This window comes from Chthonobacter albigriseus (assembly GCF_013839445.1).
GTDB lineage: Bacteria > Pseudomonadota > Alphaproteobacteria > Rhizobiales > Pleomorphomonadaceae > Chthonobacter > Chthonobacter albigriseus.
On record NZ_JACDIT010000001.1, the window covers coordinates 1,612,266 to 1,629,958 of the forward strand.

The following is a 17,693-nucleotide window of genomic DNA, read 5'->3' on the forward strand; positions in this document are numbered from 1 at the left end:
GCCCGCCAGGGAGACGGGCCGCCTTCCATCACAGGTCAAGAATGCGGCCGGTCAGCCGCCGACGGCATCGCGGATCGCCGCGTTGGCCCGCTCCACGCCCTTGTCGAGGGCGGTCTTGGCGTCCTGCGAGCCGTTGAGCATGGCCTCGAACTCCTCGTTGAGGATGTCGCGGACCTGCGGCAGGTTCGGCAGGCGCACCCCGCGCGAGTTCTCCGTCGGCTCCTTGCCCATCATCTGTGTGATCGGGATCTCACGGCCGGGGTTCTTCTCGTAGAAACCCGAAGCCTTGGTCGCCTCGTAGGCCGCCATCGTCACCGGCAGGTAGCCGGACACCTGGTGCAGCCGGGCCTGGATCTCGGTCTGCGACAGGAAGTTGAAGAACTCGGCGACGCCCTTGTACTGCGCCTCGTCCAGCCCGCCGAACACCCAGAGGCTGGCGCCCCCCGGGATCGTGTTCTGCGGTCCACTGCCTTCGTAGTAGGGCAACTGGCCGAGGCCGTAGTTGAGCCCGGACTTGATCACGTCGCCGAGGCCGCCGGACGACTCCGTCATGATCGCGCATTCGCCGGAGAGGAACAGCTGCTTGGCTTCAGACGTCCGGCCGCCGTAACGGAAGACGCCTTCCTTGGCCAGATCGGCGATCGCCTGGAAATGCTCGACGAAGATGCCCTCGTTGATCTTCAGCTCGGGCGTACCGCCGGCAAGACCGTTCTCCTCGGTGGCATAGGAGACGTTGTTCCAGGCGGCGAAGTTCTCCGTGTGGATCCAGGTCAGCCACGTTGAGGTGTAGCCGCAGGGAGCGGCACCGCTTTCCTTGATCTTGCGGGCGGCGGCGAACACCTCCGGCCAGGTCTTCGGCGGCGATTCCGCGTCGAGCCCGGCCTTCTGGAAGGCGTCCTTGTTGTAGTAGAGGATCGGCGACGAGGAATTGTAGGGGAAGGACAGCATCGTGCCGTCCGGCCGCGAGTAGTAGGCCGCGATGCCGGCCAGGTACTGCGACTTGTCGAAGGCGTAGCCGCCGCCTTCCAGAACCTCGGCGACCGGCTTGACCGCGCCCTCGGCCGCCATCATCACGCCGGTTCCGACGTCGAACACCTGCATGATGGCAGGCTGGCTGCCGGCCCGGAAGGCGGCGATACCCGCGTTCAGGGTCTCCGGATAGGTCCCCTTGAACACCGGCACGATCTTGTAGTCGGCCTGCTTCTCGTTGAATTCCTTGGCGAGGGTTTCCACCACCTCGTTGTTGGCGCCGGTCATGGCGTGCCACCACTGCAGCTCGGTGGCGGCCGCCGCAGGCAGCGCCTGGGCGGCGATCAGCGCAAGCACGGCCGAGCCGTGAGCAAGAGCTCGAAGAAGCATAAGGGGGGTCCTCCCGTCTTGATCATCCCGCAGCGGCCGTCGGCCGGCGGGTTGCCCTATCATTCACCGATGACGGTTGCGCGACGCCGCCCCCCAAGGACCGCGCGCTCCGCCCGAACGTGAGCTAGATCATTGTTGTCACATATGTATGCGGAAAACTAGATAGGTTTGTGAACGTCGGCAAGCGACCTCCCGGTTTTCCACCGGACCGGCCGGCGGCGGGCGCTTCGGCCCGTCCCACTCACCGGATCGGCAGGACGTTGGTGTATTTCACCTGGCTGAGGGCGAAGCTGGATTCGATGGAGGCGACGCCTTCCAGGCGGGACATCCGGGTCTTGATGAAGGCCTCGTAGCTCTCAAGGTCGGGAACGACGACGCGGAGCAGGTAGTCGCGTTGGCCGGTCATCAGGTAGCATTCCACGACCTCCGGCCAGCGGTTGATGGCGGCCGAGAATCGCTCCAACTCCTCCTCGCGCTGCCGCTCCAGGCGGACCGAGAGGAACACGCTGATCGGCAGGCCGACGCTCTTCTGATCGACCAGGGCGACGTATCCCTTCAGGATGCCCTTCTCCTCCAGGATGCGGATCCGCCGCAAGCAGGGAGATGGTGACAGCCCTGCGGCGTCGGCGATGGCCTGCGCGGTCATGTGGGCGTCCCGCTGCAGCAGTTCGAGGATCTTGACGTCGATGCGGTCCAAGGCCATTGGCTTCTACGCCCTCTGTTCGTCCTTGTTTTAGCTGAATCTGCCAAGAACGCACCGGCGTCCTGCCGCGTTTGGTCAAAAACACCGCTTGACCCACCCTATGATAGGGCGAGGACGCGGGTGACGGAGGGACCGGCATGGACCAGGCGGCGTTGAACATGATCGCGGAGCTCGAGCGCAAAGTGCTCTGGCTCTCGGCCTGGATGATCCACAACGCCAACCACCTGCGCCCGAATCCGGACGGCCTGAAGGTCGGCGGTCACCAGGCCTCGTCGGCGTCGATGGCGACAATCCTGACCGCGCTCTACTTCGCCGCTCTACGTCCCGAAGACCGGGTGGCGGTGAAGCCGCACGCTAGCCCGGCCTACCACGCCGTCCAGTATCTGCTCGGTCGCCAGACCCGGCAGAAGCTCATCGATTTTCGCGCCCTCGGCGGCGCCCAGTCCTATCCCTCGCGCACCAAGGACACCGACGACGTCGACTTCTCCACCGGGTCCGTCGGCCTCGGCGTGGCGCAAACGCTTTTCTCAAGCCTCGTCCAGGACTACGTCCATGCCCACGGCTGGGCCGCCGATCGTCCCGAAGGACGCATGGTGGCGCTGCTCGGCGATGCCGAACTGGACGAGGGCAACATTTTCGAGGCCCTTCTGGAGGGCTGGAAACAGGGCCTTCGCAACACCTGGTGGGTGGTCGACTACAACCGCCAGAGCCTCGACGCCGTGTCGCGCGAGGGACTGTGGGAACGCCTCGACGGCGCTTTTCACGCGGTCGGCTGGGACGTGGTGATCCTGAAATACGGCTCGCTCCAGGAAGCCGCCTTCCGCGAGCCGGGCGGTGAACGGCTTCGCGCCTGGATCGATGCGTGTCCGAACCCGCTCTATTCGGCGCTGACGTTCCAGGGCGGCGCGGCGTGGCGCAAGCGCCTGTCCGCCGAGATCGGATCTGAACCGGGCGTCGCCGATCTCCTAGGCCGCCGCAGCGACGACGAACTCGCCACACTGATGGGCAACCTCGGCGGACACGACCTGCCGACGCTGCTCGCAGCCTTCGAAGCCGCGCGCCGGCACGACCGGCCAACGTGCTTCATCGCCTATACGATCAAGGGCCATGGCCTGCCGCTCGCCGGCCACCGCGACAATCACGCCGGCCTGATGACGCCGGCCCAGATGGAAACACTGCGCGGGCGGATGGGCGTCCGCCCCGGCCAGGAGTGGGAGCCTTTCGAGGGCCTCGCCGTGGATCCGGAGGCGTTGCAGGCTTTCCTTTCCAACGTGCCGTTCGCGGCAGACGGCGTCCGCCGGACCACAGCGCCGGCCATACCCGTGCCGTTGGCCCTGGATTTCCCGGCGCAGCCCGCGGTCTCCACCCAGCAGGCCTTCGGCCAGATCCTCAACGAGATCGCCCGGGGCAGCACCGCGCTTGCCGATAGGATCGTCACGACATCGCCCGACGTGACCGTCTCCACCAACCTCGGACCTTGGGTGAACCGCCGCGGCCTCTACGGGCGGGAAAGCCAGGCCGACCTATTCCGCCAGGAGCAGATCCCCTCCACCAACCGGTGGGAGTTCTCGCCGCGCGGCCAGCACATCGAGCTCGGCATCGCCGAGATGAACCTGATGACGCTGCTCTCCGCGCTCGGCCTGTCGCACAGCCTCAACGGCGAACGGCTGCTGCCGATCGGCACGCTCTACGACCCCTTCATCTGCCGGTCGCTCGATGCCCTCAACTACGCCTGCTATCAGGACGCCCGCTTCATCGTGGTGGCGACGCCGTCGGGCCTGACGCTGGCACCGGAGGGCGGCGCCCACCAGTCGATCTCTACGCCGCTGATCGGCATGGCCCAGCCCGGCCTCGCCTCCTTCGAACCGGCCTTCGCCGACGAGCTGGCGGTGATCCTGCGCCACGCGCTCGACTACATGCAGCGGGAGGGCGCGGGCGAACCGGACCCGCGTACCAGCTTGAAGGACGATGCCGGCGGATCGGTCTACCTGCGGCTCTCCACCCGCACGCTGGAGCAGCCGCGCCGCGCGCTCGACACGGACCTTGCGCGTGACGTCGTCGACGGCGGCTATTGGATGCGCCGTCCGGGTCCGAACCCGGAACTGATCGTCGCCTACTCAGGCGCTGTCGCGCCGGAGGCGATCGAGGCGGTGGGCCTGATGGGCGAGGACCGGCGCGACGTCGGCCTGCTTGCGGTGACGTCGGCGGACCGGCTCTACGCCGGCTGGTCGGAGGCCAGGCGCCTGCGCCGGGCGGGGAGAACCGCCGGCAGCCACATCGAGACCCTGCTCGCCGGCGTGCCGCGGCATTGCCCGATCGTCACCGTCGTAGACGCCCACCCGGCGACGCTGGCCTGGATCGGCGGCGTGCACGGGCACCGCGTGGAAGCGCTTGGCGTCGAGAGCTTCGGCCAGAGCGGCACGGTGCCGGATCTCTATGCTGCCTATGGGCTGGATGCGTCGTCCATCATGGCGGCGGCGGAATCGCTCTTTCCCGCTCGCCCGATCCGTCTGCGCGCCGTCACCTGACCCGGCGGTCAACCGACCGAGACAATCGCCTTGATGAGGCCCGTCTTGACGCTGGCCCACGCCGGAAGATCGCGTGCGACCGTATCGAGCGAGGTCCGATGCGTGATCATTGCATCCACCGGCACGCTGCCGTTGCGGATGGACGCCATGACATGCTCGAAGTCTTCGCGGACCGCGTTGCGGCTGGCGATCACCATCATCTCCCGCTTATGGAATTCCGGGTCGGAGAAAGTGATGTCGTCGCGCACCACGCTGAGAAGGACGAGCACGCCGCCATGCGCCACATGGCCGAATGCCGCCTGCATGGATGCGGCGGCGCCGGTCGCGTCGTAGACGACGTCAAACCCTTCCCCGCCAGTCAACGCGGCAATCCGGTCGGCAAGGTCGTCGTCGACCAGAAGCGTGCTCGACAGGCCGAGGGTTTGCGCCGCGAAGGCCAGCCGTTCGGCGCTTGTGTCGAGCAGCGTGACCTGCTGGCCGGCAATGCGGGCGAAGAGAGCCGTGCCCAGGCCGATCGGACCGGCGCCGATCACCAGGGCGGAAGACCCGGCGGGGGCCCCCGACCTGCGGACTCCATGAGCTCCGATCGCCAGGAACTCGACGGTGGCGGCCTGTTCCAGGCCGATGTCGCCCGCCGGATAGAGGTTTGCGGCCGGCACCAGGATTCGCTCGCACATGGCTCCGTCGGTGTGGACGCCCAGCACCTGGATGCGGGTGCAGCAGTTCGGCTTGCCTTTCCGGCACGCGCCGCAGGTGCCGCACGAAATATAGGGGTTGATCACCACCGGCGTTCCGGGCGCAAGTGCCACGCCGGCCCCGACGGCCAGAACCCGACCGGAAACCTCGTGCCCCATCACGCGCGGATACTGCAGGAACGGATGCTTGCCACCGTAGATGTGGTAATCCGTTCCACAGATCCCGACGGTGCTGACCCCGACCAGAGCCCAGCCCGGGCCTGGCGCATCCGGCTCGGGTCGTTCCCCGAGCGTGAGCCGGCCGGGCGCTTCGCAGACGATGGCTTTCATGGGCTTTGTCCGTTCCGGTTCGTCACGACCGCCCGCGCCGGCGGAGCTGGTCGAAGTAGACGATCACGATGATCAGGACGCCGGTGATGATGCGCTGCCAGAACGAGTTCACGTTGAGGAGGTTCGCGCCGTTGTTGATGGTGGCGAGGATGAACGCGCCGAGCAGCGGTCCGTGGATGGAGCCGACGGCGCCGAACAGCGACGTGCCGCCGATCACCGACGAGGCGATCGCCTGGAGTTCCCACCCTTCCGCCTGGGTGGCGTTGCCGATGCCGATGCGTGCGGCCAGCAACAGCCCCACGAAGGACGCGCAGAGCGCCGACAGCGTGTAGGCCAGATAGATCATCCGCCGGACGTTGACGCCGGAAAGCCGCGCCGCCTCCGCATTGGAGCCGACGGAGAACAGGTACCGGCCCCACCGGCTGTGGTGCAGGAACACGTAGGACGGCACACCCACGAGGATCACCATCCAGAACAGGCTCGGCACGCCGAGGAAGTCGGCACGCGAGAAGGCGGTGAACGTGTCGTTGGTGATCGAGATCGTCGCGCCGTTGGTCATCAGCAGGCCGATGCCGCGCAGCGACGTCAGGGTGGCGAGTGTGATGATGAAGGGCGGCAGGCCGAGCCGGACGATGCCGAAGCCGTGGAACAGGCCGATCGCGACGCCGATGCCGAGCGTGATCAGGCACGCCGCCCAGATCGGGAAGCCGGCTTCCAGCAGCATCGCCGCCACCACGCTGGTGAAGCCGACGATGGCGCCGACCGACAGGTCGATGCCGCCGGTGATGATGACGAAGGTCTGGCCGATCGCCAGGATCGCCGTCATCGACCCCTGCCTCAGCAGGTTGGAGATGTTGTTGGTGCTCCAGAAGTTCGGCGTGGCGAAGGCCAGGATCGCCCAAAGCAGGAGAAGCAGCCCGAGCAGGGTGAGCCCGAACAGGAACTGGATCTGGCCGCGTCGGCGCGATTGGGTCTTGATGTTCACGTCAGTCATTCGGTTGCCCCCTTAGACGCCGATGGCCCGGGCCAGGATCTCTTCGTGCGAAACGCTGTGGTAGCCGTGGCTCGACACCAGACGGCCGCGCCGGAACACATGCAGCGTGTCGGACAGCTCATAGGCTTCCGGCAGGTAGGACGAGATCAGGATGATCCCCGCGCCCTGCCGCAGCAGGTCGGAGAACAACCGGTAGATCTCGGCCTTGGTGCCGACGTCGACGCCCACGGTCGGCTCGTCGAAGATGAACAGCTTGGCGCCGTGGTTGAGCCACTTGCCGACCACGATCTTCTGCTGGTTGCCGCCCGACAGGCTGGACGCGAGCGCCGAGCGGGTCGGGGTCTTGATCCGGAGGCCTGCGATCTGCCGGTCCGCCGCTTCCGCCTCGCCTCCGCCATAGAGCAGCCCGCCGTTGCTGAGGCGCTCGTAGATCGGCAGGTTGAGATTGAGCCCGACCGGCAGGTTGAGGCAGAGGCCCTGGTCGCGCCGGCTCTCCGGCGCAAGGGCGATGCCGAGGTCGATGGCGTCGCGCTCCGAACGGATGTCGACCGGCTTGCCGTCCCACTTGATCGTGCCGGCGCTCCGCTTGTGGCGGCCGAACACCGTGGTGACGAACTCGCTGCGACCGGCCCCGATCAGGCCGTAGAGGCCCACGATCTCGCCCTCGCGGACCGTGATCGAGATGTCCTCGAACCCGGCCCCGCTGAGCCCCGTGGTCTCCAGGATCGGGCGGCCCGGCGTGTAGTGTTCCTTGTGGTAGATCTGCTCGATCGAGCGGTTGATCATCATGGCGATCAACTCGGTCTCGTTCGTCTGCCCGATGGTGCGGGTGCCGACCAGCGTGCCGTCGCGCAGCACCGAGACGCGCGTCGCCAGTTCGAACACCTCCTCCATGCGGTGGCTGATGTAGACGATGGTGACGCCGTCCTTCTCCAGCCGGCGGATCAGGGCGAACAGCTGCGCCGCCTCGCGCCGCGTGAGATAGGCGGTGGGCTCGTCGAAAATGAGGAATCGGGTACCGCGGATCGCCGCGCGCGCCGCCGCGATGAGCTGCTGCTGGCCGATTGTGAGGTCGCCGAGCAGAACGTCGGCCGGCAGGTCGAAGCCGAGGTCGTGCAGGATCTGCTGCGCGTCGGCCTCCATGCGCCGACGCTGCATCAGGCCGTAGCGCACCTTCTCCTCGCCGAGGAACATGTTGGCGGCCACGGACAGGTGCCGGCAGAGCACGACCTCCTGGTGGACCGCGTTGATCCCGAGCGCCATCGCCTCCGTGGGAGATGCCAGGGCAACCGGCTGGCCCTGCCAGAACACCTCGCCCGATGTGCGCGGGATGACGCCGGTGAGGAGCTTGATCAGCGTGGACTTGCCCGCGCCGTTCTCCCCGACGATGGCGTGGATCTCGCCTGCGTGGAAGACCAGATCGGCCGGCTTCAGCGCGTGCGTGCCGACGTAGCGCTTCTCCAGGCCGCGCAGTTCCAGGATAGGCACGCCGCGCGGCGGCTGCGTCTTCGGATCGGGGTGATCGAGCATGAGCCGTTACCGTGGCCGGAAAGACAGGGGGCGGCGGTCACCGCTGCTCCCCGACGCCGGACCGGCCGGGCCTTTGGGGCCCGCCCGGCGGCGACCGGTCGGAGTGGAGGAGACCGCCCTGGTCGCGGAAGGCTCAGTCGAGCTTCGGGTTCAGCAGGGCGCTGATCTTCTCATCGCCCATGTTCGCCTTGGTCACGAGGTTGGCGCCCGTGTCGACGAACTTCTCGACGGCTTCGCCCTTGGAGGCGGCGAGGGCGGTCTTGATGCCGTCGTAGCCCATCCGGTACGGATCCTGAACCACCAGGCCGGCGATCACGCCGTCGGTGAGGAACTTGACCAGCTTGTCGTCGCTGTCGAAGCCGATCAGCTTGATGTTGTCCTGGGCATTGTTCTCGGCGATCGCCTGGCCTGCGCCCTGCGCCATGATCAGGTTGGACGCGAACACGCCGCGCAGGTTCGGGTTGGCGGTGATCAGGTCGGTCATGATGTTGAGGCCGGTGGTCGCCTGGCCGTCCGCCACCTTGTCGGCCACGAGCTTCAGACCCGGATACTTGGCCGCCAGCTGCTCCTTGAAGCCCTGGGCACGCTGATCGAGCGAGCCGACGCCCGGCAGCGACGTGATCAGAGCCACTTCGCCCTCGGCCGCGCCGTACTTCTCGGTGATCGCAGCGGCGAGACCGTCGGCGGCGACGCGACCGCCCTGAACGTTGTCCGTGGTGAGGAACGAGGTGAAGGCCTGGCTGTCGGCGCCGCTGTCGATGCCGATGATCTTCACCGACTTCGCCGCTTCGTCGATCGGCTTGCCGAGCGCCTTGAACTCGGTCGGCGAGATCACGACGGCAGCCGGGTTGCCCGACACCGCGTTTTCAAGGATCGAGATCTGGCCGTTGATGTCGGCTTCCGACTGGGCGCCGAGTTCCGGCACGTTGACGCCGAGGTCCTTGCCGGCCTTGCGGGCGCCGGCGAGCACGATCTGCCAGTAGAAGGAGGTCGTGTCCTTGACGATGATGGGAATCGTCACGTCCTGCGCTGCGGCCGGTCCGACCGGAGCAGCGGCGAAGGCGAGCGACAGCGCGGCAACGCCAAGGAACAGGCGGCGCGACAGGGTGCTTACGGATTTCATTCGGTTTTTCCTCCCTAAAGCCCTCTTCGGGGCGTCTTGCAGCTTGTTGACTTTTATCGTTAAAAAGACAAGCTCCCGGCAAGCTAGTTCATTCCACCGGGGGATGCAAGCGCTGCTCCTCCGCAGCGCCCGGCACGACCGGGACCGCCCCCATGAACTTTTGTACTTTACCGATACAAGACAGATTTGGTCAATGCTATCCTTGTATCGGGCGCCGCCGTGCGGAAACGGCACCGGGGACGCAATGGCCAGGCAGAACACCACCTTCAAGAACGCCTACAACCGGACCCTGGCCCTGCTCAGCGCCGGCGGGCTGGAGACGTCCGAGCCCGCACTCGGCCGAACGCTGGGCGTCAGCCGGACGACCGTGCGCGCCGTGCTGTCCCGGCTTGCCGAACGGGGCATCGTCGTCAGCGAGGGTCGTCGCCGCTCGATCCTGCGCGCCCCGGCCGACGACGACTACTTCGCCGAGGCCGAGACCGATCCGCTCTCCAATGTCATCGAACGCACCTTCATGAAGCGCATCCTCGAAGCGGATGCCAAGGCCGGAACCCATGTCAACGAACTCGAGCTCGCCCGGGAGATCGGCGTAGCCACCTCCAGCGTCCGCGAGTTCCTGATCCGCTTCAGCCGCTTCGGCCTGATCGAAAAGCGGCCCAACAGCCACTGGGTGCTGAAGGGCTTCAACCGCGCCTTCGCAGACGAACTGGCCGAAGTCCGCGAGATGTTCGAGATGCGCTCGGCCCTCGCTTTCGCCGCCTTGCCGAAGGACAATCCGCTTTGGGGGCGGCTCGATCTTCTGGAAGCCGAGCACCGGGGTCTCCTCGACACGATCGGTCAGCACTTCGCCGGCTTCTCCGAACTGGACGAGCGGTTTCACCGGCTGATCCATGCCGCGTCACGCAACCGCTTCATCATCGACTTCTACGACGTGATCGCCATGGTGTTTCACTACCATTACCAGTGGAACAAGCAGAACGAGCGGGAGCGCAACGAGCAGGCGATCCACGAGCATCTCGCCTACATCGCCGCCCTGCGCAGCGGCGACGTCCGGCGGGTTCGGGATGCATGCGCAACACACTTGGAGTCCGCCCGCGCGACCCTCCTCGCCTCGACAGTATGACCGACCCAACGGTCAGCCCGGCTTCAACTCGCCGAGGATGGTGGGGATGAGCTCCGACACGGTCGGATGGATCGGCACCGCTTGCTGCAGGGTCGTGTAGGGCACCTTGGCGTTCATCACGTCGAGCACCCCGTGGATGGCCTCGTCGCCGCCGACCCCGAGAATGGCGCCACCGAGGATCATCCGGGTCTCGGCGTCGACCACCACCTTCATCAGCCCGTCCGTCTCGCCCTTCTCCACAGCGCGGCTCACCCGCGTCATCGGCCGGGAGCCGACCAGGATGCGACGGCCCGCACGGCGGGCCTCCGTCTCCGTCATCCCCACCCGCCCGAGCGGGGGATCTGTATAGAGTGCGTAGGCCGGGATGCGGTCGCTGACCTTCCGGTTTCCACCGTCGAGCAGGTTGGCCGCCACGATCTCGAAATCGTTGTAGCTGGTGTGGGTGAAGGCGCCTCGCCCGTTGCAGTCGCCGAGGGCGAACACACCGGGTACGTTGGTCTCCAGGCGGTCGTCGACCGTGATGAACCCACGGCTGTCGCTGCGGATACCCGCCGCGTCGAGCCCGAGGTCGTCGGTGTTGGGCCGCCGCCCGACCGCCACGAGGACATGGCTGCCTTCGATCGTGCGCGCCCCTGATCCGGCGCCGGCGGTCACCGCGACAGCTGCGCCGCGCTTTTCGAAGGAGAGGGGCTCAGCCCCGAGGACCACCCGGATTCCCTCGTCCTCCAGGAAGCCCTTCACCGCGTCCGAGATCTCCTCGTCCTCCCGCGCGATCAGGCGCGACCCACGTTCCAGGATCGTCACGTCGCTACCGAAGCGCCGGAACATCTGCGCGAACTCGAGCGCTACATAGCTGCCGCCGACCACCACCAGATGACCGGGCAGGACGTCGAGGTCGAGGATGGACGTGCTCGTGAGATGCGGCACCCGGTCCAGCCCCGGCATGTCCGGCACGACGGCCCGGCCGCCGACGTTGATGAAGATCCGCTCCGCCGTGATCGCCGTGCCGTCCACATCGACGGTCTTTGGCCCGACGAAACGGGCGTGGCCGCGGATCAGCGTGCAACCCGCCATCCCCGCGATCCACGTTTCCAGGTTGCCCCGCGAAGTCCCGCTGACGGCATCCTTGCGCGCCTTCACCGCCCGCATGTCCACCGTCACGCCGCCTTGAAGGACGACGCCGAAATCGCCAGCCCGGCGGGCGACGTGGGCGGCCTTGGCGCTGGCGATCATCGTCTTCGTCGGCGTGCAGCCCGCGTTGACGCAGGTTCCTCCGACAAGATGGCGCTCGATCAGCGCGACGGTCATGCCCGCGTCGGTCAAGCGCCCGGCGAGCGGGGGACCGGCCTGGCCGGCGCCGATCACGATGGCGTCGAAGCGCTCCGTCATGAGAAGCCTCCGACCGCCGCAAGCGCCAGCACGATGGCGACCGCATCCTCCAGGAGAGCGATCGGCAGGTCGCGCCCGCCGGTGGCCGCAACCAGCCGTCTGCGGGCCTCGGCGCCCCCGAGCGTGCCGATCACTGCCCCGACCACGCCTGCGATCAGCCCGATGGCGATTACACCGCCGGAGATCCCGATCGCCGCGCCGGAAACCGCACCGCTGACCAGCCTGGCCCCGAACTGCATCGGCACCTTGCGGCTCGGCGTAGACGGCAGCTGGTCGGTCACATACTCCACCAGGGCCAGTGCGGTGAACACATAGGGTGTCCAGCGGAAGCCCAGAAAGGCCAGGGCGCTGTCGCCGAGGTCCAGCCAGCCGAGCGCCGCGGCCCAGCTGACGGCTGCCAGGGGTGTGAACGCGCGGAGCCCGGCGCTGATGCCGATCACCAGCGCAGCCAACAGGATCGATGCCATCTGGTTTCGCCCGTTTGGAAGCCCCCTCGCAACTATGGTTGAAAATGCATGGATCGCAAGCCGAACCGCGTCGGCAGCTGGCGGTGCGGCGAGCCGGTCACGTCTCCGCTCTGGCGTGATTTCAGTCGACCTTGGACGGAACCTTCTCCCCATCAGGCGATTGGGCGGGCGGGAGAACAGGACTGGTTTCACTGGGACAACACACTCCAGGCATGCCCGGTATGGGCTGATCGGCTTGGTGGCGGACGGCTGTCGATTGGGCGTCCGGTGCTGTCCCACAGCAGAACGGGATTGAGGTTGGAGCGCCTTCGACCATCCGACCTCCGCCCGCAATCGGGAGGAAAGAACATGATGAAACGGCTCCTCGCCGCGGCCGTCGTCGCAGCACTAGGGTCCACCGCAGCCTTCGCGCAGCAGACCTATGATCTGAAGTTCCAGAGCAGCGACACGTCCGGCACAGCCGCCTTCGAAGTGCAGCAGGGCTGGGCCAAGCACCTCTCCGAGGTTTCCGGCGGGCGGATCAACGTCCAGATGCTGCCGGTCGGCTCGATCGTCGAATACAACGAGACCCTGGACGCCGTCGGCGCCGGCATTCTCGACGGACACATCACCGACAGCTCCTATTTCACCGGAAAGGACCCCGCCTTCGCGCTGATCGGCAACCCGGTGGGCGCCTATTCCACGGCCGAGGAACTGCGCGGCTTCTTCGACGACGGCGGCGGCAAGGAACTCTACAACGAGATCCTGAACCCTTACGGCGTGCAGTTCATCGGCGCGGCCGCGCAGACGGCGGAAGCAATCCCCTCCAAGGTGCCGATCGACGGTGTGGACGATCTCAAGGGAGTCAAGATGCGCGCGCCGGAAGGCATGGTGCAGTCGGCCTTTGCCGCTGCCGGTGCCTCGCCCGTCAACCTGCCGCAGTCGGAGGTCTTCACCTCGCTCGACAAGGGTGTGATCAGTGCCGCCGACGCCACCACCCTCGCCACCAACGACTCCATGGGCCTGCACGATGTCGCCAAGCATCCGATCTGGCCTGGGTTCCACTCGCTGCCGCTCAACGAAGTCTCGATGAACAAGGCCAAGTGGGACTCCATGCCCGATGATCTGAAGCAGATCATGACGGAGTCGGTCACCTTCTATGCGGACGACCTCGCCAAGCGGATCCGCGAGCGCGACGAGATGGTGGCCCAGAAGCTCCGCGAGCGCGGCGATGTCACGATCCACAGCTGGTCTGAGGAGGAGAAGAAGAAGTTCCGCCAGATCGCGCAGGACCAGTGGCAGAGCTTCTCCGAGCGCTCCGAGAACGCCAAGAAGGTTTTCGACAAGCTGACGGCCTACCTGAAGCAGGAAGGTCGCCTCTGAGCGGTTCTCCCGTCGCCGAAGCGACCGGCCGGGCCTCCAGCCCGGCCGGACCACCGGAGAAGACCCCACGATGACCCTCGACGACCAACCGCGACCCGTGGCGGCCGACGAACCGCAGGATCCGTTGTCGGCAGCGCTGATGCCGCTCGCGCCGATCTTCGCCGCCGGATTCCTTCTCGTCACGGTCTTCAGCTTCTACGAAGTCGTGATGCGCTACGTCTTCAACGCACCCACCAACTGGGTGCACGAGACGACGATCGCCCTGACGGCGCTCTGCTTTGCCTACGGCGGCGCCTACTGCCTGGCGACGGACCGGCACATCAGGGTCGTCCTGCTCTACGAATGGGTGTCGCCCGCAACGCGGCGGATCCTCGACATCGCCATCAGCCTCATCGGTGCGGCCTCCTGCGGTCTGATGGCATGGGCAGCCTTCAGTCTCGCCCAGAAGGCGTTCTACATGCCCGGCGGCCAGTTCCGGATCGAAACGAGCGGCAGCGCCTGGAATCCGCCGACGCCTGCCATCGTCAAGGGCACCCTTTTCGTCCTCCTCTGCGTCATGTGCGTGCAGTTCCTCCTGCAGGCGGTGTGGCACATCCGTCGCGACCCGTTCATAGACGCCCACCACGGCATCCCCGGAGAGGGGCGGTTCGACGATGTTTGACCTCCAGGCGCTTGGGATCGGCGGCGGCAGCCTCGCCATGTTCGGATTGCTGCTGCTGCTCCTCGTGACCGGCATGCAGCTCGCCTTCGTGACCATCCTGGTCGCGCTGATCTTCGCGCTCGGCTGGTTCGGCCCCATGGCGGTGCCCATTGTCACCACGCGAATCTATTCATTCCTCACGCAATACGTCTTCGTCTCCGTGCCGATGTTCGTGCTGATGGCGTCGGTGCTCGACCGCTCGGGTATCGCCCGCGACCTGTTCGATGCCATGCGGCTGTTCGCCGGCCGGATCCGCGGCGGCGTCGGTGTCCAGACCCTTCTGGTCGCGGTGGTGCTGGCTGCGATGTCCGGCATCATCGGCGGCGAGATCGTCCTGCTCGGCCTGCTCGCCTTGCCCCAGATGCTCCGCCTCGGCTACGACCGCCGGCTCGCCATCGGCATCGTCTGCGCCGGCGGCGCGCTCGGCACCATGATCCCGCCCTCCATCGTGCTGATCATCTACGGCCTGTCCGCCAACGTCTCCATCGGCGAGCTTTTCACGGCCTCCTTCGTGCCCGGCCTGCTGCTCGCCGGGCTCTACATCGCCTATGTGCTGATTCTGGGCCTCATCGCCCCGCACAAGGTCCCCGTCCCGGACCGCACCGTGAAGGTGGACAGGGCCGAGAAGCTGCGGCTCCTCAAGGGGCTCGTGCTCCCGCTTCTCGTGGTTGTCTTCGTTCTCGGGTCGATCTACGGCGGCATCGCCTCCGTGACCGAGGCGTCCGCGATCGGCGTCGTCGGCGTCGTGCTGTCGACGATCCTGCGCGGCGAGTTCTCGTTCCGCATGATGATGGACGCCGCGCTGCAGACGCTCCGCACCTGCGGCATGATCGTCTGGATCGGCGTCGGGGCCACCGCCCTCATCGGCGTCTACAACCTGATGGGCGGCATCGACTTCATCAAGGAACTGCTCCTCGGCGTCTCGGACACCCCGATCGTCATCATCCTGGTGATGATGCTGATCCTGGGCGTGCTGGGGATGTTCCTGGACTGGGTGGGCATCGCGCTGCTGACCATCCCTATCTTCGTGCCGATCGTCGTCTCGCTCGGATACGACCCGATCTGGTTCGGCGTGCTGTTCTCGCTCAACATGCAGGTATCATTTCTGTCGCCGCCCTTCGGCCCGGCCGCCTTCTACCTCAAGAGCGTGGCCCCGCCCGACATTTCGCTGGGGACGATCTTCCGCTCGCTGGTTCCGTTCATCGGTCTGCAGCTGGTCGCCCTGGCGCTGGTCATCATGTTCCCGTCGCTGGCTCTCTGGTACCGCTGAGCAGCGGGCCGGCGCGCTCCGGCTCGTGCCCGGACGGTGTCGGGATCTGCAGGCCGAGAGCCATTTTGGCTCATTGTGCGGCCGCGCGGTCGCTGTATCGTCGGGCGATGTCCTTGATCCGCATTCTGCTCGTCGATGATCATCCGATTGTCCGCGAGGGTTATCGACGGCTGCTGGGCGGCCAACCGGGTATGGCGGTCGTGGCGGAAGCCGGCGACGGCAGGGCGGCGCTCGCCGCTTTCCTGGAGCACGCGCCCGACATCGTGCTGATGGACCTGTCGATGCCCGGCACCGGAGGGCTGCCCGCCCTGGAGGCGATCCTCGCCCGCGATCCCCAGGCGCGCGCCATCGTCGTCTCCATGCACCAGGGCGCGATCTTCGCCCAACGCGCCATCGCCGCGGGCGCCCGCGGCTTCATCTCCAAGAGCAGCCCTCCGGAGGAACTGGTCCGCGCCATCGACACGGTCATGGCCGGGCGGCGGGTGCTGTCGTCCGACATGGCGCAGGAGATCGCCCACACCTCGCTCAGCGGCGACGAGGTTGCGACGCTCACGCCCCGCGAGCGGGAGATCCTGACGATGCTGGCCCGCGGCATGAACGGCCGCTCCATCGCCCGCAGCCTCGGACTGTCGTCGAAAACCGTCCAGAACAACCTGTCCCAGATCCGGGCGAAGCTGAACGCCTCGGGCGACGCCGATCTCGTGCTGAAGGCGCAGCGGGCCGGCCTGGCCGAGGCGCCATGATCCGCGGGCTCCTGCCTCAGCTCGTTCTGCGGATGCTGCTGGCCGGGTTGGCCACGGTCGTCTTCGCGGCGGGCTGGGTGCTGTGGGACACCGCCCGTGCGGCGCGGCGCGATGCCGAGCAGACCGCGCAGCGGGTCGCGGTGGCGATCGATGCCCGCCCGGACTTCATCGGCCTCGCCTTCGGCGGCGTCGCACCCACGCCCGTCTTCCGGGATTGGCAGGCATTCCCCGCTTGGACGCTGATCGCACCGGGGATCTGCGTCGAGTTCGGCGGCGAGGATCGGCCGAGCCACCGCCGGTGCGGCCCCTATGTCGTCTCCGACACGGCCGTGCCGGACTGGTTCGTCTGGCTCTCGCAGGCCACCGGGTTGGTGCCCGACCCTGTCACCGTACCGGTGCGGACGCGCTTCATCTCCGACGGCCGGGTGACGGCCTTCGCGGATGCCGCGGTGATAACGGCCCGCGCCTGGGAACGCGCCGGCGACCTGATGCGCGTGGCGATCGGCATGGCCGTGGCCGGCGCGATCCTCACCGGGCTGGTGGTCGCGCGCCTGCTCGCGCCGTTCCGCACCATTCTGCAGGGGATCGAGCGCCTCCAGCACGGCGACTTTTCCCGACGCCAGCAGCGGCTGCACGTGGCCGAGTTCGACCGGCTCAGCCTGGCGCTGAACGAAACCGCGGCCGCCCTGCAGGACGCCCGTGACGCACGGACGGAGCTGACGCGCCGCCTGTTCACCGTGCAGGAGAGCGAGCGCCGCGCGCTTGCCCGTGAACTCCACGACGAGTTCGGCCAGTGCCTGACCGCGACCCGCGCACTCGCCGCGGCGATTTCCCAGTCGGGAGAGCGCACAGCCGGTGACGGCGAGCGTATCGCCGAGATCAGCGGCCAGATGATGGATAGCCTCCGGGCGGAGTTGTCCCGCCTGCGGCCGCCGGATCTCGACGAGCTCGGCCTCAGCCCGGCGCTGAATCGCCTCGTCGCCGACTGGCGCAACCGGTTGCCGTCCGTGCGCTTCGTGATGGACCTCAAGGGCGATCTCGATACGGTCTCCGACGAACTGGCCCTCAGTCTTTATCGCATCGCGCAGGAATGCCTGACCAACGCAATCCGGCATGGATCGCCCGCCACCGTCACGCTCGTCCTGGAGGTGACGGAGGACATCCTCCTCTCCGTCACCGACGACGGCGGCACGCGGGCCGGTTCGCCTGCCGGCGACGGCTTCGGCCTCCTCGGAATCCAGGAGCGGGTCGGCGCGCTTGGCGGCCAGTTCTCCCTCGAGCCTGCCGAGAACGGCATGCGTGCCGTCACCAGGCTGCCGAAATAGATTGCGACCCGGGTGATCTTCCCGGCTGCTCCGGGATGCCGTCTCTGGCGTC

At 67.2% G+C, this 17,693-nt stretch carries 15 protein-coding genes; 7 read left to right on the forward strand and 8 right to left on the reverse strand.

What is annotated here, in order from left to right:
* Positions 1 to 51: 51 nt before the first annotated feature.
* Together ugpB and HZ321_RS07310 are read right to left on the reverse strand one after the other, a co-directional pair.
* Complete coding sequence (gene ugpB / locus HZ321_RS07305; RefSeq protein WP_181701519.1) at positions 52 to 1,359, reverse strand: sn-glycerol-3-phosphate ABC transporter substrate-binding protein UgpB; 1,308 nt, start codon at positions 1,357 to 1,359, stop codon at positions 52 to 54.
* Positions 1,360 to 1,600: 241 nt separating this feature from the next.
* Positions 1,601 to 2,062 (reverse strand): Lrp/AsnC family transcriptional regulator, encoded by a 462-nt coding sequence (locus tag HZ321_RS07310; RefSeq protein WP_181701520.1) that lies wholly within the window; start codon positions 2,060 to 2,062, stop codon positions 1,601 to 1,603.
* Positions 2,063 to 2,199: 137 nt separating this feature from the next.
* Here HZ321_RS07310 and HZ321_RS07315 point away from each other — a divergent pair, with 137 nt between their 5' ends.
* Positions 2,200 to 4,590 (forward strand): transketolase, encoded by a 2,391-nt coding sequence (locus HZ321_RS07315; protein ID WP_181701521.1) that lies wholly within the window; start codon positions 2,200 to 2,202, stop codon positions 4,588 to 4,590.
* A gap of 8 nt (positions 4,591 to 4,598) precedes the next feature.
* On the opposite strand, the gene HZ321_RS07320 is transcribed toward HZ321_RS07315, so the two are convergent.
* From HZ321_RS07320 to HZ321_RS07335, 4 genes are all read right to left on the reverse strand, one after another.
* Positions 4,599 to 5,615, reverse strand: coding sequence for a zinc-binding alcohol dehydrogenase family protein (locus tag HZ321_RS07320; protein WP_181701522.1), 1,017 nt, complete (start codon positions 5,613 to 5,615; stop codon positions 4,599 to 4,601).
* Positions 5,616 to 5,637: 22 nt separating this feature from the next.
* Positions 5,638 to 6,609 (reverse strand): ABC transporter permease, encoded by a 972-nt coding sequence (locus HZ321_RS07325; protein WP_181701523.1) that lies wholly within the window; start codon positions 6,607 to 6,609, stop codon positions 5,638 to 5,640.
* Positions 6,610 to 6,621: 12 nt separating this feature from the next.
* A complete protein-coding gene (locus HZ321_RS07330; protein ID WP_181701524.1) occupies positions 6,622 to 8,139 on the reverse strand; it encodes a sugar ABC transporter ATP-binding protein in 1,518 nt (505 codons plus the stop codon).
* Positions 8,140 to 8,272: 133 nt separating this feature from the next.
* Entirely contained in the window at positions 8,273 to 9,262 is a 990-nt protein-coding gene (locus HZ321_RS07335) for an ABC transporter substrate-binding protein (RefSeq protein WP_181701525.1), read from the reverse strand.
* A 244-nt stretch (positions 9,263 to 9,506) separates the two neighbouring features.
* Here HZ321_RS07335 and HZ321_RS07340 point away from each other — a divergent pair, with 244 nt between their 5' ends.
* Positions 9,507 to 10,385: a GntR family transcriptional regulator gene (locus tag HZ321_RS07340; protein ID WP_181701526.1), complete on the forward strand. Its 879-nt coding sequence runs from the start codon at positions 9,507 to 9,509 to the stop codon at positions 10,383 to 10,385.
* Between the two features lie 12 nt (positions 10,386 to 10,397).
* Here HZ321_RS07340 and HZ321_RS07345 read toward each other — a convergent pair whose 3' ends face one another.
* Positions 10,398 to 11,774: an FAD-containing oxidoreductase gene (locus HZ321_RS07345; protein ID WP_181701527.1), complete on the reverse strand. Its 1,377-nt coding sequence runs from the start codon at positions 11,772 to 11,774 to the stop codon at positions 10,398 to 10,400.
* On the reverse strand, positions 11,771 to 12,241 hold the full coding sequence (locus tag HZ321_RS07350; RefSeq protein WP_181701528.1) for a DUF4126 family protein: 471 nt from the start codon (positions 12,239 to 12,241) through the stop codon (positions 11,771 to 11,773). The genes HZ321_RS07345 and HZ321_RS07350 overlap by 4 nt, the downstream gene beginning before the upstream one ends.
* A 348-nt stretch (positions 12,242 to 12,589) precedes the next feature.
* On the opposite strand from HZ321_RS07350, the gene HZ321_RS07355 reads away from it, so the two are divergent.
* From HZ321_RS07355 to HZ321_RS07375, 5 genes are all read left to right on the forward strand, one after another.
* A complete protein-coding gene (locus HZ321_RS07355; RefSeq protein WP_206682732.1) occupies positions 12,590 to 13,603 on the forward strand; it encodes a TRAP transporter substrate-binding protein in 1,014 nt (337 codons plus the stop codon).
* 70 nt (positions 13,604 to 13,673) lie between these two features.
* On the forward strand, positions 13,674 to 14,264 hold the full coding sequence (locus tag HZ321_RS07360; protein WP_181701529.1) for a TRAP transporter small permease subunit: 591 nt from the start codon (positions 13,674 to 13,676) through the stop codon (positions 14,262 to 14,264).
* Positions 14,257 to 15,573 (forward strand): TRAP transporter large permease, encoded by a 1,317-nt coding sequence (locus HZ321_RS07365; protein WP_181701530.1) that lies wholly within the window; start codon positions 14,257 to 14,259, stop codon positions 15,571 to 15,573. The genes HZ321_RS07360 and HZ321_RS07365 overlap by 8 nt, the downstream gene beginning before the upstream one ends.
* A gap of 107 nt (positions 15,574 to 15,680) precedes the next feature.
* Positions 15,681 to 16,316 carry a response regulator gene (locus HZ321_RS07370; RefSeq protein ID WP_181701531.1) on the forward strand — a complete coding sequence of 212 codons (636 nt, stop codon included), beginning with the start codon at positions 15,681 to 15,683 and terminating at the stop codon, positions 16,314 to 16,316.
* Positions 16,313 to 17,641 (forward strand): histidine kinase, encoded by a 1,329-nt coding sequence (locus HZ321_RS07375; protein WP_194303963.1) that lies wholly within the window; start codon positions 16,313 to 16,315, stop codon positions 17,639 to 17,641. The genes HZ321_RS07370 and HZ321_RS07375 overlap by 4 nt, the downstream gene beginning before the upstream one ends.
* Positions 17,642 to 17,693 lie beyond the last annotated feature (52 nt).